Here is a 26,190-nt window from a genome sequence, read left to right on the forward strand (position 1 = left end):
CAGTCCTGTCAGTGAGCAAGATTGTTCAAGCCATTGGCCGCCATAGCTGGCAAAGTCTGGGGTCTTTCCCTGTCTGTAGAACGTCATGTCCAACTCAATGATGCCGCGCAGTGCCTTTCTGCGTGGCGCTGCGGCGATCATGCCGCTGTCCCTGGCCACCGCGCCCTGGGGCTTGCTGGCCGGCTCCATGGCCATCGAGGCCAACCTCACGCCCCTGCAAGGCCAGGGGCTGTCGAGCATTGTGTTTGCCGGAGCCGCGCAACTGGTGGCCATCGGCATGCTCAAGGGCGGAGCCGGGATCTTTTCGATTCTGCTCACCACGTTGCTGCTGACCTCCCAGCATCTGCTTTACGGAATGAGCATGCGTTCGGTGATTTCTCCGTTGCCGGGGCACTGGCGTGCAGGCCTGGGTTTTTTGCTCACCGATGAGTTGTTCGCCCTGACCAGCCAGCACGACAAGCAGCAATTCAACCGTTGGTACGCCTTGGGCGTGGGGTTGACGTTCTACATCGCCTGGAACCTGTTCACCTTGGCGGGCATTGTGCTTGGCAGCAGCATCCCGGGCCTCGAACACCTGGGCCTGGATTTCTCCATCGCGGCCACCTTCATTGCCCTGATCACCCCGGTGGTCCGTAACGTGCCGACCGTGGTGTGCGTGGCAGTGTCGCTGTTCTGCTCGGTGCTGTTCAGCTACTGGCAATGGGGCTCGGCGCTGGTGTTGTCGGGGCTGGCGGGCATGACCGCCGGGTTTGTCTGCAATAAATTCCATGGTGGACGCACATGATGGTCTGGGCAGTGATTGTCGGCATGGGCGTGTTGGTGTTCCTCAATCGCTATGTTTTTCTGGAGCCGCGACTGCCGGTGCGCCTGAGCAGCAATGCCCGGCAATTCCTCGGGTTTGCCGTACCGGGCATGTTGACCGCCATCTGCGGGCCGATTGTGTTCATGCCGGAAAAACAGTTGAACCTGCAATGGGACAACCCTTATCTGATCAGTTCACTGGTCGCCGTCGGCCTGGTGCTCTACACCCGCAACACCTTGCTCAGCATGCTGTTGAGCATGGGCTTCTTCTTTTTGCTGCGCTGGTGGCTGTGAGCCGGTCGACGGAAACTGTTCTACGCTTAAAGTGGATGACCGATCCCTTCAGGAAGAGAGGTGAACATGGCCAATGACCCCAAGCGTCCGGATCTGGAAGAAGAAGAGGACGAACCCACGGAAGAAGAGATTGAGCAACAGAAGCGCTCGGTACCGGACTGGAAGCATCCTGACGACGGCAAGGAACTGTCAGAGCCTGACCGCAAATTTTGAGCTGCACGCGAATACAACAAAGCCCCGCCATTGTGCGTAATGCTGCTGTAGGAGCGAGCTTGCTCGCGATGGACTCAAGAGCACCGCGTTTAGCCAGTAAACACGCGTAATCGTTAACGTCCATCGCGAGCAAGCTCGCTCCTACAGCAATTCCGCTAGTGAGCGGGGCTTTGTCATGTGATGTTGTTGAATTTCAGTTTGCATGCGCAGCTGTCGTTATTGATAAGTTCATGGAACTTCTTTAATCAGCGCGGCGCCCTGGTTCCTGACATTGCCAACCGCCTTGTCGACCTTGTACCACTCAAATACGTTACTGGCCTCGCCCTGGGACAGCGCCATTTCCTCGGCTCGTTCCTTGGGCGTGGCCGGGTCCAGCCATTCCCGCGCCAGCTCGGGCGAGAACACCACCGGGCGTCGGTCATGCACGTCAAGCATCCCGCCCGCGCTGTCGGCCGTGAGGATGACGAAACCGTCGTGCTCCCGGTGAGGGGCTCCGCCGATCGGGTACTGGCCGATGGCCGCGCAAAAAGCCGGTGCCCGGTTGCGTCGCCGAATCAGCCACGGTTGTTTGTTACCGTCACCGTCGTCGACCCATTCGAACCAGTTATCGATCGGGCAGATCGCGCGATGGGGCCAGATCGCCCGGAAGTACGGGCCGTGGGCGACTTTCTCGACCCGGGCATTGATCGGCGCCACGCGATCCGTCGCCCAGTGCGGTCGCCAACCCCAGCACACGGCGTCGGCGTGCAGCCGCTCATTCTCAAGGTGCAACAGGGCGAGTTGCGTGGTGGGCGCAGCGTTATAGTGCGCCAGGGGTTCGTTGCCGACGCGGTTGACCAGCGCATCGGGGATGCTCAGCACCGCCACGAAGTCGTGGATTCCACGGTATTGCGACAGTCGTCCGCACATGGCCTGACACTCTGGTTGAGCGTTTTTTTCAGTTTAGTCGGTGGCGACGAAATGGGCCTGGCAAGCACTGGAACCAAACTCTGTGTACCTTATCCAACCTCGGCTCGCCGTCTCGATGCGGGCTGACGACGGATGAACGGGCGAAGGATTCTTGCCAGTTGACGTATCGACCGTGATGGTCTGGCCCAAGGCAGAAGATGAAACAGTTGTTCAAATGTTTAACGGTGTGCGCTTTGGCAGTGAGTCTGCTGGGCTGTATCGCAGCACCGATTGAAATGACTCCACAGACCGAACAGCGTTTGCGTGAGCAACCCCCCGTCCGGTTTCTGCTGACCTTCGATGACGGCCCCAGCGCATCGAGCTGGTGGAATCCGACTGTCACAGTGCTTGAGAGCCTGGCGCAAAACCCGCTGCAACCGGGCATCAAAGCCGTGTTCTTCGTGCAAACACGCGCACCGCGAGCCGGCGGCAGCGAGTTGGGCCGGGACATCATGCGGCGCGAAAACGCCGAAGGTCACATTCTGGGGTTCCACACGGCGACGCCCTGGCACACCAACCATCGCTCGCTGGAGCCGCAAGAGCTGGAACAGGCCCTGACCGATGGCAGCGCCGACATCGCGGCGATCACCGGCGCCCCCCCGATCCTGCTGCGCCCGCCATTCTGGAACTACGACAAACGCACTTTCGCCGCCTATCAGCAGCATGGCCTGCATGTACTGCTGACGGACTTGAGCGCCAATGACGGCAAGATCTGGGGCTTCAACGCCAGCCCCCGCCGCCGGTCGCACATGCTGCGCTCGATGTCCGAAGTACGCGAACGCATTGCCCGTGGCGAATTGCCAGTGGTCGATGGCGTGATTCCGGTGGTGGTGACCTTCCACGACCTCAACCGGTACACCGCCCGGCATACCCGTGAGTACCTGCAGATACTGCTCGACAGCGCCCGGGAGACCGGGGTGAAAACCGCGGACAAGCCATTCTACGAGGATCAGGCCGCGTTGCTGCGGGCCGCCATGGCGCGAACCGTGCGCGACGATTCACAGCCTGTCGAGTTGCCGGGGTTCTGGAACTGGATCTGGGGCGGGAACACCCATTAGAAAACGTGCAGATAGGGCCGCTGCGCGCAGGAGCACCAGCCCGGCCCAGCGGGAGCAAGCTCCCTCGCCACAGGTATTTATTGCCTTAAATCCCTGGTGGCAGCAGTTCATCAATCATCCGCAAACAATGGTTCAACCCCGGCGACACATCGCCCACCCGTCGGCTGAGAATGATCGGCGAGGTGGCGTTGTCTTCCAGCAGCGGGGTGAAGCCGATGTCGTCGCGGTGCAGCAACTGCACCGAGGCCGGCACCAGCGTGACCCCGATTCCTGCCCCCACCAGACCGATCGCCGTTTGCAACTCGTTGGTCCATTGCGCGACGTGGATGCTCACGCCATAGGACTCAAACAGGGCAATCACATGGTCGGCGTAACTCGGCCGTGGATTGCCGGGGTACAGCACAAAGGGTTCCCTTGCCAGTTCCCGCAGGCTGATGGGGCCTGCGAGCAACGGGTGCCCGGCGGGCAGGGCGGCGACCAGGCGGTCTTCGGTGAGCACGGTCTGGATAATGGCCGGGTCGTCGATACGGATTCGGCCGAAACCGATGTCGATGCGCCCGGCCTTCAATGCCTGCACCTGTTGCAGGGTGGTCATTTCCGACAGACCCAACTCCAGCTCCAGCGGCTCGCCACTGCGTAACCGCCGGATCAGTTCCGGCAGCACGCCATACAGTGTCGATGGCGCAAAGCCGATACCCAGCCAGGTTTTCTCACCCGAGCCGATACGCCGCGTGTTGTCGCAGACCTTGCTCAGTTGTTCGAGCAGGGCAGTGGAGTGCTCGTGGAAAAACCGCCCGGCGTCAGTCAACTTCAGCGGTCGGCCGCGCTCCAGCAGCATCACCCCCAACTCGTCCTCCAGTTGCTGGATCTGCCGGCTCAACGGCGGTTGGGCAATGTGCAGGTGCTCGGCGGCGCGAGTGAAGTTGAGGGTTTGAGCCAGCACCTGAAAGTAACGCAGGTGACGCAGTTCCATGGGGCCTCCGGATTTTCAATTGAATACCTTTAAGGTATCAAGCCAGACCAATTCTATATTGGCCGCCCGGAAAAAGCCGTATGAGAATCCGACTCAGAACTTCAAGAACCTGACGGGTATCGAAATGCTAGCAACCGCCATTGAGTCGATCGAGACGATCATCGTCGATCTGCCGACCATCCGCCCGCACAAGCTGGCGATGCACACCATGCAGAACCAGACCCTGGTGATCATTCGCGTGCGTTGCGTTGACGGCATCGAAGGCATTGGCGAATCCACCACCATCGGTGGCCTGGCCTACGGCAATGAAAGCCCGGACAGCATCAAGACCAATATCGATACGCACTTCGCACCGCTGTTGATCGGCCAGGACAGTGGCAACGTCAACGCCGCCATGTTGCGCCTGGAGCGCAGCATCCGTGGCAACACCTTTGCCAAATCCGGTATCGAAACCGCGCTGCTCGACGCCCAGGGCAAACGCCTCGGCCTGCCGGTCAGCGAATTGCTCGGCGGCCGTGTTCGCGACTCGCTGCCCGTGGCCTGGACCCTGGCCAGCGGTGACACCGAAAAAGACATCGCCGAAGCGGAAAAAATGCTCGACCTGCGCCGCCATCGCATCTTCAAACTGAAGATCGGTGCCGGTGAGGTCAACCGCGACCTGGCCCATGTGATTGCCATCAAGAAAGCCCTGGGTGATCGCGCCAGCGTGCGGGTCGACGTCAACCAGGCGTGGGACGAAGCCGTCGCGATACGTGCCTGCCGAGTCCTCGGCAGCAACGGAATCGACCTGATCGAACAGCCGATCTCGCGCAACAACCGCGCTGGCATGGCCCGCCTGAACGCCATGAGCCCGGCGCCGATCATGGCCGATGAATCCATCGAAAGCGTGGAAGATGCGTTCAACCTGGCCCGCGAAGGCGCGGCTTCGGTGTTCGCCCTGAAAATCGCCAAGAACGGTGGCCCACGCGCCGTGTTGCGTACCGCCGCCATCGCTGAAGCGGCCGGCATCGCTCTGTACGGCGGCACCATGCTTGAAGGCGGCCTGGGCACCATGGCTTCGGCCCATGCCTTCGTCACCCTGAACAAACTGGCGTGGGACACCGAGCTGTTCGGCCCGTTGCTGCTGACCGAAGACATTCTCAGCGAACCGCTGGTGTATCGCGATTTTGAACTGCACGTGCCGAAAACGCCGGGCCTGGGCCTGAGCCTGGATGAAGAGCGCCTGGCGTTCTTCCGCCGCGACAAGACCATTCATCAAGCCTGAGGAGAGCATTATGCTGTTCCACGTAAAAATGACCGTGAACCTGCCGGTCGACATGAATCCTGAAGCGGCCGCCAGGCTCAAGGCTGACGAAAAAGCCCTGGCCCAGCGCCTGCAAGAGCAGGGCAAGTGGCGCCACCTGTGGCGCATCGCCGGGCACTACGCCAACTACAGCGTGTTCGATGTCGACAGCGTTCAGGAACTGCATGACCTGCTGATGCAATTGCCACTGTTCCCGTACATGGCCATCGAAATCGACGCGATGTGCCGGCATCCTTCTTCCATCCGTGACGATGACCGCTGAGCCCAGCCTGTTCAGTTCGCTACGCTAATAATTACAAGATGAGGAACCCTGCAAAATGAACGTCAAGATTTCCCACACTGCCGAAGTCCAGAAATTTCTCGAAGAGGCCAGCGGCCTGCTCAATGACGCCGGCAACCCACGGACCAAGGCGCTGGTCTACCGCATCCTGCGTGACTCGGTGAACATCATCGAAGACCTGGCGGTGACCCCGGAAGAATTCTGGAAAGCCGTCAACTACCTCAACGTGCTAGGTGCGCGCCAGGAGGCCGGGCTGGTGGTGGCCGGTCTCGGTCTGGAGCATTACCTCGACCTGCTGATGGACGCCGAAGACGAACAGGCCGGCAAGTCCGGCGGCACGCCGCGAACCATCGAAGGCCCGCTGTACGTGGCGGGCGCGCCGCTGTCGGTCGGCGAAGCGCGCCTCGACGATGGCGTCGATCCGGGTGTGACCCTGTTCATGCAAGGCCGCGTGTTCAACACCGCTGGCGAGCCCCTGGCCGGCGCCGTCGTCGACGTCTGGCACGCCAATACCGGTGGCACCTACTCGTACTTCGATACCACGCAATCGGAATTCAACCTGCGTCGCCGTATCGTGACCGACTCCGAAGGCCGCTATCGTTTGCGCAGCATCGTGCCGTCGGGCTACGGCTGCCCGCCGGACGGTCCGACCCAGCAACTGCTCGATCAACTGGGCCGTCATGGCCAGCGCCCGGCGCATGTGCACTTCTTCATTTCCGCGCCGGATCACCGCCACCTGACGACCCAGATCAACCTCGACGGTGATCAGTACCTGCACGACGATTTCGCCTACGCCACCCGTGACGAGTTGATCGCCAAAATCACCTTCAGCGACGATCAGCAGCGCGCGGCGGCCCATGGCGTGAGCGGTCGCTTTGCCGAAATCGACTTCGACTTCACCCTGCAGTCGTCCGCCCAGCCCGAGGAACAACAGCGCCACGAACGGGTCCGCGCACTCGAGGACTGATTGTCCCGATCCCCTGTAGGAGCGAGCCTGCTCGCGATGGACGTTAACGATGACGCTGGGTGCCTGATTCCCCGCGGCGTTCTCAAGTCCATCGCGAGCAAGCTCGCTCCTACAGAGGGTTCGGTTCTAGAATGGATCGACGCAACCGATAACAAAAACGAGAGTGACCCGATGATGCAAGCGCAACTGTTGAGTCAGCGCAGCGCCGTATTCGACCACGCCGACCCCTACGCGGTGTCGGGCTACGTCAATCAGCATGTCGGTAATCATTGCATCCTGATGCCCCGGGCCGGGCGCCCGCTGGCCAGCCTCAATCATCGAAAGTTCGCCAGCCTCGACCTGTGCCGCATCAGCTACGGCGGCAGCGTTCGCGTCACCTCGGGCGCGCTGGAAAGCATCTATCACTTGCAAGTGTTGTTGCAGGGCAATTGCCTGTGGCGCGGTCACGGGCAGGAGCATTACTTCGCCCCCGGCGAGTTGCTGCTGATCAACCCCGACGATCCGGTCGACCTGACGTACTCGGACGACTGCGAAAAATTCATCCTCAAAGTCCCCACTTCATTGCTCGAATCTGTCTGCAACGAGCAGCGCTGGCGATATCCGGGGCAGGGCGTACGGTTCCTGGAGAACCGTTATCAGCTCAATGAACTGGAAGGTTTTGTCGGCCTGCTGGCGATGATTTGCCAGGAGGCCGAGGCCACCGAGCAGATTCCCCGGGTGCAGGAACATTACGCGCAGATCATCGTCAGCAAGATGCTGAGCCTGATGAAAACCAACGTCAGCCGCCTCGAAATCGGCTCGCAGGCCGCCACGTTCGAAGCGATTGCCGATTACATTGCCAGGAATCTCAAGCAGGACATCGACAGCGAAGAGCTGGCGCGCCAGGCCAGCATGAGCCTGCGCTCGTTGTATGGCCTGTTCGAACGCAACGCGAGCACCACACCGAAAAACTACATCCGCCAGAAACGCCTGGAACGCGTCAACGCCTGCCTCAGCGACCCGACCTGCAACGTGCGCAACGTCACTGAAATCGCAATGGACTACGGCTTCCTGCACCTGGGGCGATTCTCCGACAGCTACCGCAAGCAGTTCGGCGAATTGCCGTCGGATACCCTCAAGCGCCGGCATTGAGTGGGGCCCTCATACGACTTGCGCAGCCGCCTCGAAAACCTGTGGGAGCGGGCTTGCTCGCGAAGGCGGTGTGTCAGGCAAGGTCAATGCCGGCTGACACTCCCTCTTCGCGAGCAAGCCCGCTCCCACAGGTTCCGAGTCTTGATGGATGTGCATGGCGGCAAACCTGGTCTCTACAAAAAATCCCCCTGCACAAAACGGATAAAGGTCTGCACCCAGCGGATATTCCAGCCTGATCCCCCGTCCTAGCATGGCCCTGCCTGAACAATAACAATGGAGGCGGCGGCCATGTCCCTGCGACCCGAATATTTGCATTCCCTGCTTGAAGACGATCCCGAGCAGGGCCTCTATCGCTGCAAGCGCGAGATGTTCACCGACCCCCGGTTGTTCGATCTGGAGATGCAGCACATCTTCGAAGGCAACTGGCTGTATCTGGCCCACGAAAGCCAGATCCCCAACATCAACGATTTCTACACCACCACCATGGGGCGTCAGTCGATCTTTATCGCACGCAACAAGGACGGTGTACTGAACGCGTTCATCAATGCCTGCAGCCATCGCGGCGCGACCCTGTGCCGGCACAAGTCCGGCAACAAAAGCTCCTACACCTGCCCGTTCCACGGCTGGACGTTCAACAACTCCGGCAAGCTGCTCAAGGTCAAGGACCCGGCGAACGCCGGCTACCCGTCGAGCTTCAACTGCGAAGGCTCCCACGACCTGACCCGCGTGGCGCGTTTCGAGTCGTATCGTGGCTTCCTGTTCGGCAGTCTCAACGCCGATGTACTGCCGCTGGTCGAGCACCTTGGCGAGTCGGCGAAGATCATCGACATGATCGTCGACCAGTCCGCCGATGGCCTGGAAGTGCTGCGCGGTTCTTCCAGCTACATCTACGAAGGCAACTGGAAGCTCACCGCCGAAAACGGCGCCGACGGCTACCACGTCAGCTCCGTGCACTGGAACTACGCCGCCACCCAGAACCAGCGCAAACAGCGCGAAGCCGGTGACGAAAACCCGACCATGAGCGCCGGCAGCTGGGCCAAGCAGGGCGGCGGTTTCTATTCCTTCGACAAGGGCCACATGTTGCTCTGGACCCGGTGGGCCAACCCCGAGGACCGCCCGCTGTACGAACGTCGCGACGAACTGGCCCAGGACTTCGGCAAGGCCCGCGCCGACTGGATGATCGAGAACTCACGCAACCTGTGCCTGTACCCCAACGTGTACCTGATGGACCAGTTCAGCTCGCAGATCCGCATCGCCCGGCCGATCTCGGTCAACCGCACGGAAATCACCATCTACTGCATCGCGCCCAAAGGCGAAAGCGACCACGCGCGGTCCAGCCGGATTCGCCAGTACGAAGACTTCTTCAACGTCAGCGGCATGGCCACGCCGGACGATCTGGAAGAGTTCCGCTCCTGCCAGACCAGCTACCAGGGCAGCGTCACCACCTGGAACGACATGTCCCGTGGCGCTGAGCACTGGATCGAAGGCGCCGACGAGGCAGCCAGGGAAATCGACCTGCATCCGCTGCTCAGTGGTGTGCGCACCGAAGACGAGGGCCTGTTCGTGCTGCAACACAAGTACTGGCAGCAGACCATGCTCAAGGCCCTGGCCGCCGAGCAGTCGAAGTTGATCGCCGTGGAGGACGTGCAATGAGCATTTCCTTTGATACCGTGCGCGACTTTCTCTACCGCGAAGCCCGTTACCTCGATGACCGGCAGTGGGACGAGTGGCTGGAGCTTTACGCCCCGGACGCAACGTTCTGGATGCCGTCCTGGGATGACAACGACGAGTTGACCGAAGACCCGCAGCGGGAAATCTCGCTGATCTGGTACGGCAACCGCACCGGCCTGGAAGACCGTATCTTCCGCATCAAGACCGAGCGCTCCAGCGCCAGCGTGCCGGACACCCGCACGTCTCACAACATCAGCAACATCGAGCTGCTCGAACAGGCCGACGGATTGTGCAAGGTGCGCTTCAACTGGCACACCCTGAGCTTTCGCTACAAGACCGTCGACAGCTATTTCGGCAGCAGTTTCTACACCCTCGACGTGCGCGGTGAAAACCCGCTGATCCTGGCCAAGAAAGTGATCCTGAAGAACGACTACGTTCGCCAGGTCATCGATGTTTACCACTTGTGAGGCGGCCGTCATGACCCATTCCATCGCGTTCAATTTTGAAGACGGCGTCACCCGTTTCATCGACGCCAATGCCGGCGAAACCGTGGCCGACGCCGCGTATCGCCAGGGCATCAACATCCCGCTGGACTGCCGCGACGGCGCCTGCGGCACCTGCAAGTGTTTTGCCGAGGCTGGCACCTATGATCTGGGCGAGGAGTACATCGAAGACGCCCTCAGCCCCGAAGAGGCCGAGCAGGGTTTTGTCCTGACCTGCCAGATGCGCGCCCGGAGTGACTGCGTGGTGCGGGTGCCGACGTCCTCGGAAGTCTGTCGTACCCGCCAGGCCAGTTACGACGCGACCATCAGCGCCGTGCGCCAGTTGTCCGACAGCACCATCGCGCTGTCGATCAAGGGTGAGTCCTTGAGCAAGCTGGCGTTCCTGCCGGGGCAATACGTGAATCTGGGGATCCCCGGCAGCGAGCAGACCCGGGCTTATTCATTCAGTTCGTTGCAGCGCGATGGCGAGGTCAGCTTCCTGATCCGCAACGTGCCGGGCGGCTTGATGAGCAGTTTCCTCACCGGCATGGCCAAGGCCGGCGACAGCATGCGCCTGGCAGGACCGTTGGGCAGTTTTTACCTGCGTGACATTCGCCGTCCATTGCTGCTGTTGGCCGGTGGCACCGGGCTGGCGCCGTTCACCGCAATGCTGGAGAAGATCGCCGAGCAGGGCAGCGATCACCCGCTGCATCTGATCTACGGCGTGACCCACGATTTCGATCTGGTGGAGCTCGATCGTCTGGCAGCCTTCGCCGCGCGCATCCCCAACTTCACCTTCAGCACCTGTGTCGCCAGCCCCGAGAGCCAACATCCGCTCAAGGGCTACGTGACCCAGCACATCGAGCCAGGGCATTTGAACGATGGCGACGTCGACGTCTACCTGTGCGGCCCGCCGCCGATGGTCGAGGCCGTCAGCAAGTACATTGGCGAGCAAGGCATCAAGCCGGCGAACTTTTACTTTGAGAAATTCGCCGCCAGCGCGGCTTGAGTCGCGCACAAATACCCAATGTGGGAGCGGGCTTGCTCGCGAAGAGGCCAGAGCATTCAACATCGATATTGCCCGTTAGACCGCTTTCGCGAGCAAGCCCGCTCCCACAGTTGGTAGTGGTCGTACACAAATGCCGTGCCCGACACAGGACGCATGTGGGAGCGGGCTTGCTCGCGAAGAGGCCGGAACATCCAACCTTGATATTGCCCGTGACACCGCTTTCGCGAGCGGGTGATTGAAACCGTACACAGATATCGGGCCCGACAAAGAGAGGTACACATGAACAGATTTCACGAAAAAGTCGCACTGATCACCGGCGCCGCCCAAGGCATCGGGCGGCGGGTGGCCGAGCGTATGGCCGCGGAAGGGGCGAAGCTGATCCTGGTGGATCGTTCCGAACTGGTGTTCGAAGTGCAGCAACACCTGGCGCCAACCGGCCAGGTTCTGGCCCTGACCGCCGACCTTGAGCAATACGAGGAATGCTGCCGGGTGATGCAAACCGCCGTCGAGCGATTCGGACGCCTCGACGTGTTGATCAACAACGTCGGCGGCACGATCTGGGCCAAGCCGTTCGAGCACTATGAAGCGTCGCAGATCGAGGCCGAGGTTCGCCGTTCGCTGTTCCCGACCTTGTGGTGTTGCCATGCGGCGCTGCCGTTCATGCTGGAGCAGGGCAGCGGGGCGATCGTCAACGTATCGTCCATCGCCACCCGCAGTCTCAACCGCGTGCCCTACGGTGCGGCAAAGGGTGGGGTGAATGCCTTGACCGCTTGTCTGGCATTCGAAACCGCCGGTCGTGGTGTGCGGGTCAACGCCACTGCACCTGGCGGCACCGAAGCACCGCCGCGACGCATACCGCGCAACGGTGCCGAGCAGAGTGAGCAGGAAAAACACTGGTACCAGCAGATCGTCGACCAGACCCTCGACAGCAGTTTGATGAAACGCTACGGCACCCTGGATGAGCAGGCGGGGGCTATTCTGTTTCTGGCCAGCGACGAAGCGTCCTATATCACCGGCATGGTCATGCCCGTGGGCGGCGGCGATCAGGGCTGACGCGAGCGACAGACAACCCCATCCGCAATCGGAGACATGATGATGAGTGTCAAACCCACGATCGTGCTGGTCCATGGTTTTTGGGGCGGCGCTGCCCACTGGAACAAGGTCATCGTCAAATTGCTCGGCCGGGGTGACACGCACATTCGTGCCGTCGAGTTGCCGCTGACGTCCCTGGCCGAGGATGCCGAGCGTACACGCAAGATGGTCGCCCAGCTGCCCGGTCCGGTGCTGCTGGTGGGGCATTCCTATGGCGGTGCGGTGATCACTGAAGCGGGTGATTTGCCGAATGTGGTTGGGCTGGTGTACATCGCCGCCTTCGCGCCGGACGCTGGTGAAAGCCCCGGTAGTATCACGGAACGGCATCTGCCTGCGGCGGCGGCCAACCTGGCTCCCGACAGCGATGGATACCTGTGGGTCAAGCCTGAGCTCTATCACGAAAGCTTCTGCCAGGACCTGCCGGCGACCGAAGGGTTGGTCATGGGGGTCACCCAGAAAGCGCCGCTGGCCAGGACCTTCGGTGACGTCATCAGCAAGGTGGCCTGGAAGAAAAAACCATCGTGGTATCAGATTTCCAGCGCAGACCGGATGATCGCGCCGCAAAACCAGCAATGGATGGCCGAGCGGCTCAACGCCCGGGAGATTCTGACCTTGAACGCCAGCCATGCGTCATTGGCGTCGATGCCCGCCGAAGTGGCGGCATTGATCGACAGGGCAGCGACGGCGTTGGCCGAGGGTTAAGGTCCAAATGCAACCGGAATGGGGAATTTCCATGGCGACATCTGGTCGGTATTTCACAGAAGGGTGGGTGTAAGGTAAGCAAGTCAACCTGAGAACACTGCCCAGGAGGAGGTGACTATGAGCGTTCCGATGTTGAACAAAATGCATATGAACGGTTACGACGTACTCAGCGTGAACAACGGCCCCTGGCGGGTATGCACCCAGGGTGACCGGCTTGGCTCGTTTGGCAGTCGGGAAGAGGCACTGGCGTTTGCCGCGTCGTTGCCCGGCTACAGGGCTCGTGCAGGCAGGCCAGCGGGCAGCCATCAAACAAAATGAACTCATGCCCGAAGCCTCGGTTCGCCGGTAATCGCCTGTAGGAGCGAGCTTGCTCGCGATGGTCGCTAACGATAACGCGTGTTTCCTGGCTAAACTCGGCGCGTTTGAGTCCATCGCGAGCAGGCTCGCTCCTACAAAATCCGTGAGGGCGCTAGTAGCCACCGCCTCCGCTGGGGCGGGAGGGTTCCCGGGCTTTTTGCTGCATGTGGCTCCATTCCGCGCAGGTCATGAAGCTCTTGTGGTCAACCATGCCACGGCCGTCGAAGCTGACGTTGTACGGCTGCTGATGGCCGGCCTGAGTCAGCCTGTAGTCAAAGCACGTACCGGGTTCGACGGTACGATCGGTGACCGCCATGGGCTGGCCGCCGATTTGCCGGACTTGCTCCTGAGTCATGCCGGTGTTGACTTTCGCAACCAGCGGCTGGTCCTGGTAGATCGAGTTGGTGCTGCAGCCTGTCAACGCCGTCAGTGCAACGACCAGCGTGAATAGAGGCCTGTTCATGGCAGCGCTCCCGCTATTGAGCCTTGTTGCGGCTAATGACCTTGGCTTTCACTTCCTCGGCATAGCCGGACAGTTTTGCTTCATCGCCCTGAAATAAAGAACACAGTCTTTTAACGGCTTGCGCGTCGGCTTCGCTCCCGAGCAGGCGCAATTGCTCCTCTATGCGCAGAAGCTCCACTGCCGACCAGCGCAAATCTGACGCAAGCCCTTGCAGATCACGCCGAAGCTGCTGTTCCGATTCGTTAAGCCACATGATGACCTCCTGAATACTACACTCCGGAATTTTAGACCCGTTTACCGGATGTTGTGTTCGTCTGAATCAGCCGGGCTTCCTTTGGTCGGGGAACTAACCGAGAGAAGCGATATCAATGACAGTCGCCGAATCGTCGGGATGGCTGTACGGCCGACGGCAAGCTACATTTTCTTATTTCGAATTCAAGGAAACAGCATGCGGATGTTGATGGGGGGAGTCGCGCTGGCATTGCTGGCCGGGTGTTCGTTGCCGGCATCGCTGGTTCCGGGCGAGCCGAATGTCAGCAAGCACAGCGCGAAGGCGCCAAAAGAGTATGCGGCGTGTGTGTTGCCTGCCTGGCAAAAGGAAGTAGCGAATACGACCCAGGTTTCGATATCCAACGGATATCGGATCACCGCGCCCAGCGTGATCACGGCCGACGAAGTGCTGGATATCGTGAAGTACAAGGATGGCAGCCGGATTTCGCTGTATCAGGGGCCACCCTGGGCCAAATCCGGCGACCTGCGCCAAATCGTCCGCGACTGTTTGTAAGCGCGCAAGAGTGAAAAAAACCGGATGCCTGGCGTGCATCCGGTTTTTTGTGTGGGTCAGTCTGAAAGATCGGTCGTCGGGATGAGTTGCTCACTGCCCTGGGCGGCACTTTTGCGCTCCCGGCGCTCGTTCATCCAGTTTTCCACCTTTACACCGAATTCCGGCGGGGCTTTGCGCCCGAGCTTCCTGGCGATGTCCAGGATGGTCTGTTGGGCGAGGGCCTCTTCCATGCGTTTTTGCGCAACCATCATTGCGCCATGGACCGCGCACGGACCGTCCAGTGCCCATTCAGGCGGGGCACCGTCAAACACGGCGCAACGGCCACGGATCTCCCGACAATCGAAAATCGACTTGCGACCGTCGATGGCGTTGACGATATCCAGCAGGGTTATTTCGTCAGCGGGCCGGGCCAGCTTGAAGCCGCCGCGCATGCCCTCGGTGGCGACCACCAGTTTGCCTTTGGCCAGTTTGGTGAAGATTTTCGCCAGATAGTCCAGGGGAACGCCTTGCAGTTCGGCAAGGTCGCGCACGCTCGCCTCGCGAGAGTCGCCGCCATTGCCTACGAGAAAAAGCAGGCAGTGGATGCCGTACTCGACACCCGCGCTGTAAAGAGACATACAGATCTCCGACTTGATTAGTCGCCAATTCTAACAGCCGAAAGCAAGCCGGGCAACGAATCGTCGCGTCCTGAATTTTCTTTTCCAGCGTGAAACGCCGGCGCCATACGCGTTCTTGAGCCTTTTCTGAGAAGGCATCGTTGCTTTCGATGCCTGTCATCAAAAAATACGGGTTGCAGAATTTAACTTGGATCAATACAGTCGTAGTTATTCGAGCGGCACAGGTGAGCGATTTTCGAACGACACCGACCTCATGCCCGCTCCCGATGAGCGTGACCCATCACGATCGACAACACTTGTTTATCCTCTGGAGTTAAAAATGAAACAGCACATTCTGGTGATCGGCGCAGGTTTCGGTGGCATGTGGACCGCTTTGAGTGCCACGCGTCTGTTCGACATTCATGGCCACAACGATGTTGAAGTGACCGTGCTGGCTCCTCAGGCCGAACTGCGTGTGCGTCCGCGCTTCTACGAGCCGAACGCCCATCAACTGGCCGCGCCGATTGGCGATCTGTTCGATGCTGTAGGGGTCAGGTTCATCAAGGGTGCGGCGCAGACCATCAACGTCGCGCAGAAGCAGATCGGCTATGTCGATGCCGCAGGGACCCCGCAAGTCTGCAGCTACGACAAACTCGTTCTGGCTACCGGCAGTCGCCTGGCTTCGTCGAACACCCCGGGCGTGGCCGAACATGCCTTCGACGTCGATCAGATCGAACAGGCCGTGCGCCTGGAAAACCACCTCAAGGCGCTGGCCAATCAGCCCGAAAGCACGGCACGCAACACGGTGGTAGTGGCCGGTGGCGGTTTCACCGGGATCGAAACCGCGACTGAAATGCCGACCCGCCTGCGGGCCATCTTCGGTGACCGTGCCGACATCAATGTGATCATCGTTGACCGCGGCGACAAGGTTGGCGGCTCGATGGGTGAGCAAATCGCAGAGTCGATCGTCGAGGCCAGCGTGGCGACCGGCGTGAAATGGCACTTGAAAGCCTCGGTCGTGTCGGTCGATGCCAACGGCGTGACCCTGTCCGACGGTGCGCGAATCGATACCAAGACCGTGGTCTGGACCACCGGCGTTCGCGCCAGCTCCCTGACCGAGCAGATTCCGGCCGAACGCGATCACCTGGGCCGCCTGCATGTCGACGCACACCTGAAAGTCATTGGCCAGGACGACATCTTCGCCACCGGCGACGTTGCCTGTGCGGCCAGTGACGAGATCGGCAACTACGCCTTGATGACCTGCCAGCACGCGATTTCCCTGGGCCGCCATGCAGGTAACAACGTCGCGGCGCAGATTCTCGGTGTCGACCCGACGCCGTACAGCCAGCCGAAATACGTGACCTGCCTCGATCTGGGCGCCTGGGGCGCGGTCTACACCGAGGGTTGGGATCGTCAGGTCAAGTTGGTCAAGCATGAAGCCAAGGCATTGAAGACGCAGATCAACACCCAGTGGATCTACCCGCCAGCGGCTGACCGTGTCACTGCATTGGCTTCGGCGGACCCGATGATTCCCGTGGCCTGATTCGAATATCGCGTCTGAAGAAAAAATCCCGCTCGGGTTCGCCTGAGCGGGATTTTTTTACGCCCTGATTGCCTGTGTGAAATTTACCGTGTATTTTTTCATGAAATTATAAATACAAAATTTCACGAGGCCGTATGTTTCAGCAATCCACCCGGCATGTCGCCAGTTACTACGCCCATTCCTGCGCCGATCGTCTGGTCGATCGAGCCGCACTGGAAGGTGAGCAAGACACTGAAGTGCTGATCATCGGGGCCGGTTTCAGCGGTTTGCACACGGCGTTGCGCCTGGCGCTGGCCGGCAAGCGCGTGACCTTGCTCGAAGCCAGCCGGGTGGCCTGGGCCGCGTCCGGGCGTAATGGCGGACAGGCGATTCTCGGCTGGTCGTGCGACATGCCACCGCTGGAAGCGGCGCTGGGATACGAACGGGCGCGACGACTGTGGGACGGCATGCGCTGGGCCGCGCGCGAACTGCGTGATTTGCCCGGTCGCCATGAATTCGATTGCGACTACCGCGCCGGCCATCTCTGGACTTCGGTGATGCCGCGGCGAGTGGGGCTGCTGACCGAGTGGCAAGACGAGGCGAGCCACAAGTGGGGCCATGACAAACTGCAATTTATCGAGCGCAGCGATTTGCCGCAGTGGGTCGCCAGCGAGCGTTATCAGGCCGGCCTGTTCGATCCCGAGGGCGGGCATTTGAACCCGCTGAAACTGGCCCTGGGCCTCGCAGATGCGATTGAGCGGGCCGGTGGCCGCATCCATGAGCAAAGCAAGGCGCTGAGCTATGGCGAGGAGGGCGACGGCTTTGTGGTGACCACCGAGCGCGGTCGCATCCGCGCCGATGTGCTGGTGCTGGCGTGCAACGCTTACCTCGATCGACTCGACCCGCAACTGGCCAGTTGCGTGTTGCCGGTCGGGACGTATCAGGTCGCGACCGCGCCGCTGACGACGGAGCAAGCCACCGCGCTGCTGCCGAGCAACGTGTGTGTGACCGACAACCAGTTCGTGCTCGACTATTTCCGGCGCACCCCGGATAACCGCCTGCTGTTCGGTGGCGGTTGCACATACCTGGGCGGGATGCCAAAGGACATCGCAGCGGCGACCCGGCCGTTCCTGGAGCGCGTGTTTCCGCAGCTCACGGGCGTCGAACTGGAGTTTGCCTGGGGCGGACACATCGACCTGACCCTCAAGCGCACACCGGATATCGGACGGCGCGGCGACCTGTACTGGATGCAGGGCTATTCCGGGCATGGCGTGCTGCCGACGCTGGCCGCGGCGCGGGCGGTGTCCGACGCGGTACTCGGTCAACCCGACGAGCTGTCCCTGTACCAGGGCCTGAACAACGGCAGTTTTCCCGGCGGCAAATACCTGGCCGCGCCGCTGGAAGCCATCGGCAAGGCCTGGTATCGACTGCGCGACAGTATTTGAAGCGACACTTTCTGGAAGCCTCAAGATGGACATGCAAGAAGAAATCTCGGCGCTGGCGATCCTGATCCAGGACCTGCGCAAACACAAGAAGTACACCCTGAAGGAACTGGCGGACAAAATCGGTCGCTCCGTCGGTTTCCTGTCCCAGGTCGAGCGCGGACTGTCGCGCCCGACGGTGGCGGACCTGACCGCCATCAGCGAAACCCTGGGCGTGCCGACCACCTATTTCTACAGCCTGCCCAAACCCATGGCCCTGTCCTGGGTCACCCGCCCGGACGAGCGCCGCACGCTGTACTACGCCGACGGCATTACCGACATCCTCGTTTCGCCAAAAATGCGCGCCTCGTTCTCGATGCTCGAAAGCCGGCTTGAGCCCGGTGCCAGCAGCGGCGACCGGCACATGAAGGACAGCTCGGAGCAGGGCGGTTACGTCCTGGAAGGGGAGTTGACCCTGTGGCTCGACGACAACCAACCGGTGACCCTGCATCCCGGTGACAGCTTTCAACTGGCCAGCCATGCGCACTGCCGCTACGGCAACCTGTCCGACCAACCGACCCGCGTGCTTTGGGTTTACACCTGATAACAACAAGGAACAAATCGATGGATGCTGTGTGCTCTGAACTGCTGGCCGAGGTTCGCAACTTCCGCCACTGCAACCCCGAAGTGCGTTACGTCGACCTGATCTCCCTGGACATTCCGGGGCATTTCTACGGCAAGCGCTACCCGATCGAGATGCTCGAAAAAGTCGCTGCCGGCAGCGTGCTCAAGCTACCGCAGAACTGCGTATTGCTCGGCACCCAGGGCGGGTTGTTCAAGATCGGTGATTACTGCTTCAACGACGGCGACCCGGATGCGCCCCGTCGCCTGGTGCCCGGCACGCTGAAACGGGTGAATTGGGAAAAACAGCCATTGGGCCAGATGCTGATCACCTCCGACGGCACGCAAAAACCGATTGTCTTCGAGCCCCGCGAGGTACTGGCGCAGGTGCTGGAGCGGCTCAAGCGCAAGGGCATTCATCCGGTGGTGGCGTTCGAACTGGAGTTCTACCTGTTCGACAGCCGCCTGAAGGACGGCTTGCCGCAATTTCCCCGTGACGAGCTGACTGGCGATGCCGATGATCAGCCGAACATGCACATCGAACGCTTGTCGCGATTTGCTCCGGTGCTCGATGAAATGGTCGAGACCGCGCGTGAACAAGGCGTGGATGCCACGGTGATCACTGCCGAGCTCGGCCCGGGGCAGTTCGAAATCAACTTCGGCCATTGCGATGACGGCCTGCGCGCCGCCGACTGGGCCGCCCTGTTCTGCCGCAGCACCCGGGGCGTGGCGCTCAAACACAACTTGCGCGCCAGCTTCATGGCCAAACCTTACTTGCAGCACCCCGGCAGCGGCATGCACGTGCATGTCAGCCTGTATGACGAGGCCGGCAACAACCTGTTGGCAGCGAACGGACAGCGGGCGCTGCGTCATGCGGTGGCCGGTTGCCTGGAGGTGTTGCCGCACTGCATGCCGATTTTTGCCCCGAACCACAATGCCATGCGCCGCCTGAGCGGCACGGTGAACGTCGCGTCCCGCGCCAGTTGGGGCTTCGAGGATCGCGATGCGTGCTTGCGTATACCGGAGTCGGACGTCAAGAACCTGCGTATCGAACATCGCCTGGCGGGCGCCGATGCCAACCCGTATCTGGCGTTGGCGGCAATTCTGGTGGGGTTGGAGCGAGGTCTGGAAGCGGAGCGCGAGCCGATTGCACCGCTCAACGAAGACCGCAGCAGTGGCATCGACTTTCCGTTGGAAATGCTCGAAGCGGTGCAGTCCATGCAAAGTCATGCATCGCTGCGCGAAGGCTTGGGGGCGGAGTTTGTGGACGTCTATTGCGAAAACAAACGTCAGGATCATCTGGCATTTCTGCATGACATCAGCGCGCGGGAATATCGCTGGTTCCTCTAGTCAGCCTTAGAAAATATGTGGATATTTAAGGACTTGGAACGTTTATTAACTAGATAGTGAATAAAAATATCTTGTTACAGCGTGAAATATTCCGTAATATCCGCGCCGCGTTCACCACCACGGTTTATGCATTTTTAAATCCCAGGCGTCCATCAGCTGCCTGGGATTTTTTTTGCCTGGAATTTAGTCGGCTGCTGACTCCAGCATCGGTGCATGCTTGCCGAGCTTCATCAGCCAGTAATAACTCAGCGCCGGCACCAGCAGCCCGACGATCCACGCCAGGTCCACCCCGTCCAGCGCCGTGGCCACCGGGCCGACGTACAGCGTGGTGTTCATGAACGGAATTTCCAGGGCAATCGCCAGCAGGAAGCTGCCGCAGGCAATCCGGTTAACGCACCCGTAGATCCCGTTAACGTCGAAGATGTCGTCAATCCGGTACTGGCCTTTGCGCAGGCAGTAGTAGTCCACCAGGTTGATCGCCGTCCACGGGATCAGGAAGTAGCTCATGAAGAAGATGAAGTTCAGGAAGAAGTTGATGAAGTCGTCCTGACCGATGGTGCACAGGGCCGTGGCCACCAGGCTGATCAGCAGCATGAACACGCCGCGTACCCGCGGGGTCACCTTGAGTCGGGCGAAAGGTTCGATCACGGTGATGGTCGACATGAACGCGCCGTACAGGTTGAACACGTTGATCGACACCTGGCCGTAGACGATGAAGGCGAATAGCAGTACCGCGCCACTGCCGAACAGACCGGCGACATGCCCGCCGACGTTGCTGGAAAAGTCGCCGATGCCGACGCTCAGAATCGCCCCGAGAATCATCATCCACGCGCCGCCGGTGACCGTGCCGGCGTAGCTGAACCAGAACACCCGGGCGGTCGGCGTGCTGCTCGGCAGGTAGCGCGAGTAGTCGGCGACGTAAGGTGCATAGGACAGTTGCCAGGTCACGGCAATGCTCACCGCCACCAGGAACTTCGACAACGAGAAGCCGGTCGGCAACCACTGTTCGGCCGGGATCGGCAACTGCAAGGCGAGCACCGTGGCGGCCACGAACACCACCAGCGACAGTATCGACAGCAGCTTCTGCAAGCGGTGAATCAACCGATAGCCATAGAGCGCGACGACGAAGCACAGCGCGCCGATCAGGTAGATGTTGCCGGACATCGGCAGCGGGCTGACGGACTCCAGTGCCTGGGCTGCGAGCAAGGTGTTGCTGACGAAGAAGCCCAGGTAAATCAGCATCACGAACAGCAGCGGCAACACGGCCCCCAACACGCCGAATTGCGCCCGGCTCTGGATCATTTGCGGAATGCCCAGCTTCGGTCCCTGTGCCGAGTGGGAGGCCATGAAAATCGCCCCCAGCAACGAGCCGACGATGATCGCCAGCGCGCTCCAGAACAAGTTGAGCCCCATCACCACCGGCAACACACCGGAGGCGATGGTGGTGATGTTCATGTTGGCGCCGAACCAGATGTAGAACAGCGAGCCCGGCTTGCCGTGGCGTTCGGTCTCGGGGATGAAATCGATGCTTCTTTTTTCGACTTGCATGGCGATCACTCCTGAGTCCGGACGAGGTGGGAATGCAGGCGGGCGATGGTGCCGGGCAGCTCATGGGGCTGGTGGGCAAACAGGTCCGGACGCTCGGGGATCAGGCTCAGGTAGTCGCGCTGTTCCAGGGCGCGCTGGCACTCGGTGGTGGTGAGGATTTCCAGCGAGTAGACCCAGTTGGCCATGATCAGCAGGGCCGAATAATGCCCGGCCTCGCTGGTCGTGGTGCAGGCATCACTGACCAGGCGCACGCGATAGCCCAGGGCGAAGGCATCGAACACGCTGGTCAGCACGCAGACGTCCGTCAGCACACCGCAGACGATCAGCGTATCGACCTCCAGTGCCTTGAGTCGGGCATTGAGGTCGGTGCGGTGAAAGGCACTGTAGCGGCCCTTGTCGATGATCAATTCACCGGACTGCGGCGTCAGCGACTCGATGATTTCCACTTGCCGGGTGCCGGCGCGGTAACTGCCGGGGCCACCGTCGGCGGCCAGGGGTTCACCGTGGGGCAGGTCACTGCCATCGGCCTGATTGATGTGGCGGGTATAGATGACCGGCATCCGCTGGTTGCGTGCGGTATCGAGCAGGGCGGCGGTATGGGCGACCACCCTGTCGAAGTTTTCCAGGACGAAACCGTCCTCCTGCTGCATGTCGATGATCAACAGCGCGTTGTTATTGTTCATTGGGCAAACCTGATCAAAGGCGAAACACAAGGCACCGCACACGCCATGCAATGGCGAGACGTAGGGTGCGTGATTGGCTGTTCGGGTGGGCTCAGTGAACTATTTGCCAGAAGCCGTTCTGCTTGGCCGAAACGCTGGCGCGCAGGCGCTTGAAGTGCAGGTGCGAAGCGGTCCATTCACCGCGCAGGTAAGCCCGCGCGGCGCCGGAGGGAAGGGCGAGTGATGGGAGACGACCAGTCATCATTGGAATCGACCCTTGTAGGAGCGAGCTCGCTCGCGAAAAACTCTAGACAACGCAGTCATCCAGACGGCACGCATTATCGTTGGCGTCCATCGCGAGCGAGCTCGCTCCTACAGTTGAGGTGTTCTGCAACCCCGGCTTCGCGTCCGGGGGAGCAGGGTGGCGCATTCAGCGGAACGCTGGCACCACATGCTTGATGAACAGCTCCAGGGATTTTTTCTTCTCCGCGTGGGGCAGGCTGTTATCGCACCAGAAGCTGAATTCGTCGACCCCCAGTTCCTGGTAGTACTTGATGCGCGGAATGATTTCTTCCGGGGTGCCGATCATGGCGGTCTTGTGCAGGCTTTCCAGTTCGAACTCGGGGCGACCGGCGAATTTCTCTTCCGGGCTCGGCGCGAGGAAGCCGTTGACCGGGGTGGTCTTGTTGCCGAACCAGGCATCGAACGTGCGGTAGAACTTCGAGATCGCCCGGGCTCCGACTTCCCAACCCTGCGGGTCGTCGGCGGTGTGCACGTGGGTGTGACGCAGCACCATCAGTTGCGGGCGCGGCACGTCCGGGTTGTTGTCCAGGGCGGCCTGGAATTTGTTCTTCAGGTCGAGGACTTCTTCGTCGCCTTTCATCAGCGGCGTGACCATGACGTTGCAGCCGTTGGCCACGGCGAAGTTGTGCGAGTCCGGGTCGCGGGCGGCGATCCACATCGGCGGGTTCGGCTGCTGGATCGGCTTGGGCACGCTGGTGGACGTCGGGAATTTCCAGATATCGCCGTCATGGGCGTAATCGCCGTTCCACAGTGCGCGCACCACCGGCACCATTTCGCGCAATGCCTGGCCGCCGGAGGAGGCTGGCATGCCGCCGGCCATGCGGTCGAATTCGATCTGGTAGGCGCCACGGGCCAGACCGACTTCCATGCGGCCATTGCTGATCACGTCGAGCAATGCGCATTCGCCGGCCACCCGCAGCGGGTGCCAGAACGGCGCGATGATGGTGCCGGCGCCCAGGTGAATGGTGGTGGTCTTGCCCGCCAGATAAGCCAGCAGTGGCATCGGGCTTGGCGAGATGGTGTATTCCATGGAGTGGTGTTCGCCAATCCACACGGTGCTGAAACCACCGGCCTCGGCCATCAGGGTCAGTTCGGTCAGGTCTTCGAACAACTGGCGGTGGCTGACGCTTTCGTCCCAACGTTCCATGTGTACGAACAGGGAAAACTTCATGACGTTTACCTCGGATCTTTTGTTATCGGCCTGTCGACTGCGGGCTCGTTGAATATTGGTATACCATAATACATATTTTCCGCAAATGACTTCTCATCGCGGCTAACGCTAACCAGTGTGGGAGCGGGCTTGCTCGCGAAGACGGAGTGTCAGTCAACACATATGCCGCCTGGCAGTTCGCTTTCGCGAGCAAGCCCGCTCCCACAGGGGTATGCGGTGATATCAGAGGGATCAGGCAAGCACCGGTAAAGCGCCCATCTTGCCGTGGCAATACACCAGTGGCCCGCTGCTCTGGCGGGGCACGATCAGGTTTTTCACGGCGCCGACCATGATGGCGTGGTCGCCACCTTCATATTCGCGCCACAGCTCACATTCGATGACCGCCGTGGCATTGGCCAGAATCGGGTTGCCCAGTTCGCTGAGCGTCCACTCGATCCCCTGGGCCTTGTCCTTGCCTTTGCGCGCGAAGGCATAGGCTTCGTTTTGCTGGCCGCCGGAGAGCACGTGGATGGCAAAACGCTTGTTCTTGATCAAGACCGGGTAGGAGTCGGAGCTGTAGTTCGGGCAGAACAGCACCAGGGCCGGGTCCATCGACAGCGAGCTGAAGGCGCTGGCGGTCAGGCCGACGATTTGCCCATCGTCATCCAGGGTGGTGATCACGGTCACTCCGGACGGGAACGAACCCATGACTTGTTTGTAGATGGCGGCATCGATCATTGGACGGTCCTCGGGTGGTGTGACGCGTTTTTTATGTGTTTGTAGGTCTGATGGTATACCGTAATACATCGATTGCAAGGTCTTTTTGGGTGAACCGATAAACGTACGTCTTTCGTCGGGAACTCAATGATTACGGGGCTTTAAGCTATCCAGAGCTGGCGTGAATCGGGCAGGATGCCGGTTCAGATGCGTGCTCAAAGACCGGTTCAGTCTTGTTTAAAGTTTGGAATACCATAATATGGTCGGCATCTGAGGGGCGGCCAGAGAGTCCCCCCGGTTTGGCTTCATACAAAGATAAGAACAGACCAACTCGAGTTCATGCACATGTCCCAGATGTCCCGGCAAGATCCGTTGATCGAGAATCACACGGTCGACTACGTTCCACTCGCAGAGCGCCACGGGAAGGCCCGCGATCTTTTCACTCTGTGGTTCAGCACCAACATCGCGCCACTGCCCATCGTCACCGGCGCCATGGTGGTCCAGGTGTTCCACCTCAACCTGTTCTGGGGCCTGCTGGCGATTGCGCTCGGGCACATGGTCGGTGGTCTGGTGATTGCGCTCGCATCGGCCCAGGGACCGTGCATGGGCATTCCGCAGATGGTGCAGAGCCGTGGTCAGTTCGGCCGCTATGGCGCGCTGCTGATCGTGTTCTTCGCAGCACTGATCTACATCGGTTTCTTCATTTCCAACATCGTGTTGGCGGGCAAATCGATTGTCGGCATTGCGCCGTCGGTTCCGGTGCCGGCCAGCATCCTCATCGGTGCCCTCAGCGCCACGGCCATCGGGGTGATCGGTTATCGCTTCATCCATACCCTCAACCGCATCGGCACCTGGGTCATGGGCAGTGCCTTGCTGGCCGGTTTCCTCTACATCTTCGCCCATGACCTGCCGGCGGACTTCTTCACTCGCGGCGGGTTCAACCTGTCCGGCTGGCTGGCCACGGTCTCGCTGGGCATCATCTGGCAAATCAGTTTCTCGCCGTATGTGTCGGACTACTCGCGCTACCTGCCGGCGGACATCGGCATCACCCGGCCGTTCTTCGCCACTTACCTGGGGGCGACCCTGGGCACGATCCTGTCGTTCACTTTCGGTGCCGTGGCGGTACTGGCTACCCCGGAAGGCACCGAGGCGATGGCGGCGGTGAAGCAGTCCACCGGTTGGCTGGGGCCGATCCTGATGGTGCTGTTCCTGCTCAACATCATCAGCCACAACGCCTTGAATCTGTACGGCGCGGTGCTGTCGATCATCACCTCGATCCAGACCTTCGCCAGCCAGTGGACGCCCAGCATCAAGGTGCGCGTGGTGTTGTCGAGCATCGTGCTGGCGGGTTGCTGCGTGGTGGCGCTGGGTGCCTCGGCGAATTTCATCTCGCAGTTCATCGGCCTGATCCTGGCGCTGTTGCTGGTGTTGGTGCCGTGGGCCTCGATCAACTTGATCGACTTTTACCTGATCAAGGGTCGTCGCTATGACATCGCGTCGATCTTCCGGGCCGACGGCGGCATCTACGGTCGCTTCAACCTGCACGCGATCATTGCCTACTTCATCGGCATCATCGTGCAGCTGCCATTCGCCAATACTTCACTGTACGTCGGCCCGTACGCCAATCTGGTAGATGGCGCGGACCTGTCGTGGCTGGTGGGGCTGGTGGTGACGTGCCCGTTGTATTACTGCCTCGCTACGCGAAGCCAGGTGCAGGAAAGTCGCTCGGTGAAACTCGGCTACGCCGACTGAGGCGAAATCGTTTCGTGTTC

The 26,190-nt window shown here is 60.7% G+C and carries 30 protein-coding genes; 20 read left to right on the plus strand and 10 right to left on the minus strand.

From position 1 onward, the window contains the following. The first annotated feature begins 85 nt into the window (after positions 1-85). From AC06G5_RS11145 to AC06G5_RS11155, 3 genes are all read left to right on the plus strand, one after another. Positions 86-784 carry an AzlC family ABC transporter permease gene (locus tag AC06G5_RS11145; protein ID WP_008021878.1) on the plus strand — a complete coding sequence of 233 codons (699 nt, stop codon included), beginning with the start codon at positions 86-88 and terminating at the stop codon, positions 782-784. Then, positions 784-1,095 carry an AzlD domain-containing protein gene (locus AC06G5_RS11150; RefSeq protein WP_178076748.1) on the plus strand — a complete coding sequence of 104 codons (312 nt, stop codon included), beginning with the start codon at positions 784-786 and terminating at the stop codon, positions 1,093-1,095. The genes AC06G5_RS11145 and AC06G5_RS11150 overlap by 1 nt, the downstream gene beginning before the upstream one ends. A gap of 66 nt (positions 1,096-1,161) precedes the next feature. Continuing rightward, positions 1,162-1,308, plus strand: a complete 147-nt coding sequence (locus tag AC06G5_RS11155) for a hypothetical protein (RefSeq protein WP_413428291.1) — start codon at positions 1,162-1,164, stop codon at positions 1,306-1,308. Positions 1,309-1,536: 228 nt separating this feature from the next. On the opposite strand, the gene AC06G5_RS11160 is transcribed toward AC06G5_RS11155, so the two are convergent. Continuing rightward, positions 1,537-2,217 carry an SOS response-associated peptidase family protein gene (locus tag AC06G5_RS11160; protein WP_413428290.1) on the minus strand — a complete coding sequence of 227 codons (681 nt, stop codon included), beginning with the start codon at positions 2,215-2,217 and terminating at the stop codon, positions 1,537-1,539. 197 nt (positions 2,218-2,414) lie between these two features. On the opposite strand from AC06G5_RS11160, the gene AC06G5_RS11165 reads away from it, so the two are divergent. Next, positions 2,415-3,314 (plus strand): polysaccharide deacetylase family protein, encoded by a 900-nt coding sequence (locus tag AC06G5_RS11165; protein WP_413428289.1) that lies wholly within the window; start codon positions 2,415-2,417, stop codon positions 3,312-3,314. 85 nt (positions 3,315-3,399) lie between these two features. Here the strand turns inward: AC06G5_RS11165 and AC06G5_RS11170 are convergent, their stop codons facing one another. After that, on the minus strand, positions 3,400-4,287 hold the full coding sequence (locus AC06G5_RS11170) for a LysR family transcriptional regulator (protein WP_413705167.1): 888 nt from the start codon (positions 4,285-4,287) through the stop codon (positions 3,400-3,402). 124 nt (positions 4,288-4,411) lie between these two features. Here AC06G5_RS11170 and AC06G5_RS11175 point away from each other — a divergent pair, with 124 nt between their 5' ends. From AC06G5_RS11175 to AC06G5_RS11220, 10 genes are all read left to right on the plus strand, one after another. Beyond that, the gene (locus AC06G5_RS11175) at positions 4,412-5,551 is read left to right on the plus strand and encodes a muconate cycloisomerase family protein (RefSeq protein ID WP_413705166.1); all 1,140 of its coding nucleotides are present in this window, start codon (positions 4,412-4,414) and stop codon (positions 5,549-5,551) included. A gap of 10 nt (positions 5,552-5,561) precedes the next feature. Further along, entirely contained in the window at positions 5,562-5,852 is a 291-nt protein-coding gene (gene catC, locus AC06G5_RS11180) for a muconolactone Delta-isomerase (RefSeq protein WP_007978984.1), read from the plus strand. A 55-nt stretch (positions 5,853-5,907) separates the two neighbouring features. Continuing rightward, entirely contained in the window at positions 5,908-6,837 is a 930-nt protein-coding gene (catA, locus tag AC06G5_RS11185) for a catechol 1,2-dioxygenase (RefSeq protein WP_413428285.1), read from the plus strand. 171 nt (positions 6,838-7,008) lie between these two features. Further along, complete coding sequence (locus AC06G5_RS11190; protein ID WP_413428284.1) at positions 7,009-7,968, plus strand: AraC family transcriptional regulator; 960 nt, start codon at positions 7,009-7,011, stop codon at positions 7,966-7,968. A 288-nt stretch (positions 7,969-8,256) separates the two neighbouring features. Then, positions 8,257-9,621, plus strand: a complete 1,365-nt coding sequence (gene benA / locus AC06G5_RS11195; protein ID WP_413428884.1) for a benzoate 1,2-dioxygenase large subunit — start codon at positions 8,257-8,259, stop codon at positions 9,619-9,621. Continuing rightward, on the plus strand, positions 9,618-10,106 hold the full coding sequence (benB, locus tag AC06G5_RS11200; RefSeq protein WP_413428883.1) for a benzoate 1,2-dioxygenase small subunit: 489 nt from the start codon (positions 9,618-9,620) through the stop codon (positions 10,104-10,106). Before benA ends, benB begins: the two co-directional genes overlap by 4 nt. 10 nt (positions 10,107-10,116) lie before the next feature. Then, positions 10,117-11,130: a benzoate 1,2-dioxygenase electron transfer component BenC gene (gene benC / locus AC06G5_RS11205; RefSeq protein ID WP_413428882.1), complete on the plus strand. Its 1,014-nt coding sequence runs from the start codon at positions 10,117-10,119 to the stop codon at positions 11,128-11,130. A 279-nt stretch (positions 11,131-11,409) separates the two neighbouring features. Beyond that, the gene (locus AC06G5_RS11210) at positions 11,410-12,183 is read left to right on the plus strand and encodes a 1,6-dihydroxycyclohexa-2,4-diene-1-carboxylate dehydrogenase (RefSeq protein ID WP_413428106.1); all 774 of its coding nucleotides are present in this window, start codon (positions 11,410-11,412) and stop codon (positions 12,181-12,183) included. Positions 12,184-12,225: 42 nt separating this feature from the next. Next, positions 12,226-12,924, plus strand: coding sequence for an alpha/beta hydrolase (locus AC06G5_RS11215; RefSeq protein WP_413428105.1), 699 nt, complete (start codon positions 12,226-12,228; stop codon positions 12,922-12,924). Between the two features lie 117 nt (positions 12,925-13,041). Then, positions 13,042-13,242, plus strand: a complete 201-nt coding sequence (locus AC06G5_RS11220; RefSeq protein WP_413428104.1) for an SPOR domain-containing protein — start codon at positions 13,042-13,044, stop codon at positions 13,240-13,242. Between the two features lie 151 nt (positions 13,243-13,393). On the opposite strand, the gene osmE is transcribed toward AC06G5_RS11220, so the two are convergent. Further along, positions 13,394-13,744, minus strand: coding sequence for an osmotically-inducible lipoprotein OsmE (gene osmE, locus AC06G5_RS11225; RefSeq protein WP_413428103.1), 351 nt, complete (start codon positions 13,742-13,744; stop codon positions 13,394-13,396). 13 nt (positions 13,745-13,757) lie between these two features. Then, the gene (locus AC06G5_RS11230) at positions 13,758-13,997 is read right to left on the minus strand and encodes a hypothetical protein (RefSeq protein WP_085718877.1); all 240 of its coding nucleotides are present in this window, start codon (positions 13,995-13,997) and stop codon (positions 13,758-13,760) included. 195 nt (positions 13,998-14,192) lie between these two features. Between AC06G5_RS11230 and AC06G5_RS11235 the strand changes: the two genes are divergently transcribed. Continuing rightward, positions 14,193-14,528 (plus strand): hypothetical protein, encoded by a 336-nt coding sequence (locus AC06G5_RS11235; protein ID WP_413428102.1) that lies wholly within the window; start codon positions 14,193-14,195, stop codon positions 14,526-14,528. A 56-nt stretch (positions 14,529-14,584) separates the two neighbouring features. Here AC06G5_RS11235 and AC06G5_RS11240 read toward each other — a convergent pair whose 3' ends face one another. Further along, positions 14,585-15,145, minus strand: coding sequence for an RrF2 family transcriptional regulator (locus AC06G5_RS11240; RefSeq protein WP_413428101.1), 561 nt, complete (start codon positions 15,143-15,145; stop codon positions 14,585-14,587). Positions 15,146-15,464: 319 nt separating this feature from the next. Here AC06G5_RS11240 and AC06G5_RS11245 point away from each other — a divergent pair, with 319 nt between their 5' ends. The 4 genes from AC06G5_RS11245 to AC06G5_RS11260 all read left to right on the plus strand — a co-directional run bounded on the left by AC06G5_RS11245 (position 15,465) and on the right by AC06G5_RS11260 (position 20,038). After that, positions 15,465-16,667 (plus strand): NAD(P)/FAD-dependent oxidoreductase, encoded by a 1,203-nt coding sequence (locus AC06G5_RS11245; RefSeq protein ID WP_413428100.1) that lies wholly within the window; start codon positions 15,465-15,467, stop codon positions 16,665-16,667. A 134-nt stretch (positions 16,668-16,801) separates the two neighbouring features. Further along, a complete protein-coding gene (locus tag AC06G5_RS11250) occupies positions 16,802-18,091 on the plus strand; it encodes an NAD(P)/FAD-dependent oxidoreductase (RefSeq protein WP_413705165.1) in 1,290 nt (429 codons plus the stop codon). A gap of 25 nt (positions 18,092-18,116) precedes the next feature. Next, positions 18,117-18,671 (plus strand): helix-turn-helix domain-containing protein, encoded by a 555-nt coding sequence (locus AC06G5_RS11255; RefSeq protein WP_008021279.1) that lies wholly within the window; start codon positions 18,117-18,119, stop codon positions 18,669-18,671. Positions 18,672-18,691: 20 nt separating this feature from the next. Further along, entirely contained in the window at positions 18,692-20,038 is a 1,347-nt protein-coding gene (locus AC06G5_RS11260; RefSeq protein WP_480459467.1) for a glutamine synthetase family protein, read from the plus strand. A gap of 183 nt (positions 20,039-20,221) precedes the next feature. On the opposite strand, the gene AC06G5_RS11265 is transcribed toward AC06G5_RS11260, so the two are convergent. The 5 genes from AC06G5_RS11265 to AC06G5_RS11285 form a co-directional block, all read right to left on the minus strand. Next, a complete protein-coding gene (locus AC06G5_RS11265; protein ID WP_480459468.1) occupies positions 20,222-21,586 on the minus strand; it encodes a purine-cytosine permease family protein in 1,365 nt (454 codons plus the stop codon). A 5-nt stretch (positions 21,587-21,591) separates the two neighbouring features. Continuing rightward, the gene (locus AC06G5_RS11270; protein WP_480459469.1) at positions 21,592-22,269 is read right to left on the minus strand and encodes a cysteine hydrolase family protein; all 678 of its coding nucleotides are present in this window, start codon (positions 22,267-22,269) and stop codon (positions 21,592-21,594) included. A 91-nt stretch (positions 22,270-22,360) separates the two neighbouring features. Further along, positions 22,361-22,510 carry a hypothetical protein gene (locus tag AC06G5_RS11275; protein WP_162130443.1) on the minus strand — a complete coding sequence of 50 codons (150 nt, stop codon included), beginning with the start codon at positions 22,508-22,510 and terminating at the stop codon, positions 22,361-22,363. 168 nt (positions 22,511-22,678) lie between these two features. Further along, positions 22,679-23,722 (minus strand): LLM class flavin-dependent oxidoreductase, encoded by a 1,044-nt coding sequence (locus AC06G5_RS11280; RefSeq protein ID WP_480459470.1) that lies wholly within the window; start codon positions 23,720-23,722, stop codon positions 22,679-22,681. A gap of 231 nt (positions 23,723-23,953) precedes the next feature. After that, positions 23,954-24,439, minus strand: coding sequence for a flavin reductase family protein (locus tag AC06G5_RS11285; RefSeq protein ID WP_008000480.1), 486 nt, complete (start codon positions 24,437-24,439; stop codon positions 23,954-23,956). 324 nt (positions 24,440-24,763) lie between these two features. Between AC06G5_RS11285 and AC06G5_RS11290 the strand changes: the two genes are divergently transcribed. After that, on the plus strand, positions 24,764-26,170 hold the full coding sequence (locus tag AC06G5_RS11290) for a purine-cytosine permease family protein (RefSeq protein ID WP_413428093.1): 1,407 nt from the start codon (positions 24,764-24,766) through the stop codon (positions 26,168-26,170). Positions 26,171-26,190: the final 20 nt, after the last annotated feature.

It is taken from the genome of Pseudomonas sp. WT-JTC, assembly GCF_056711565.1.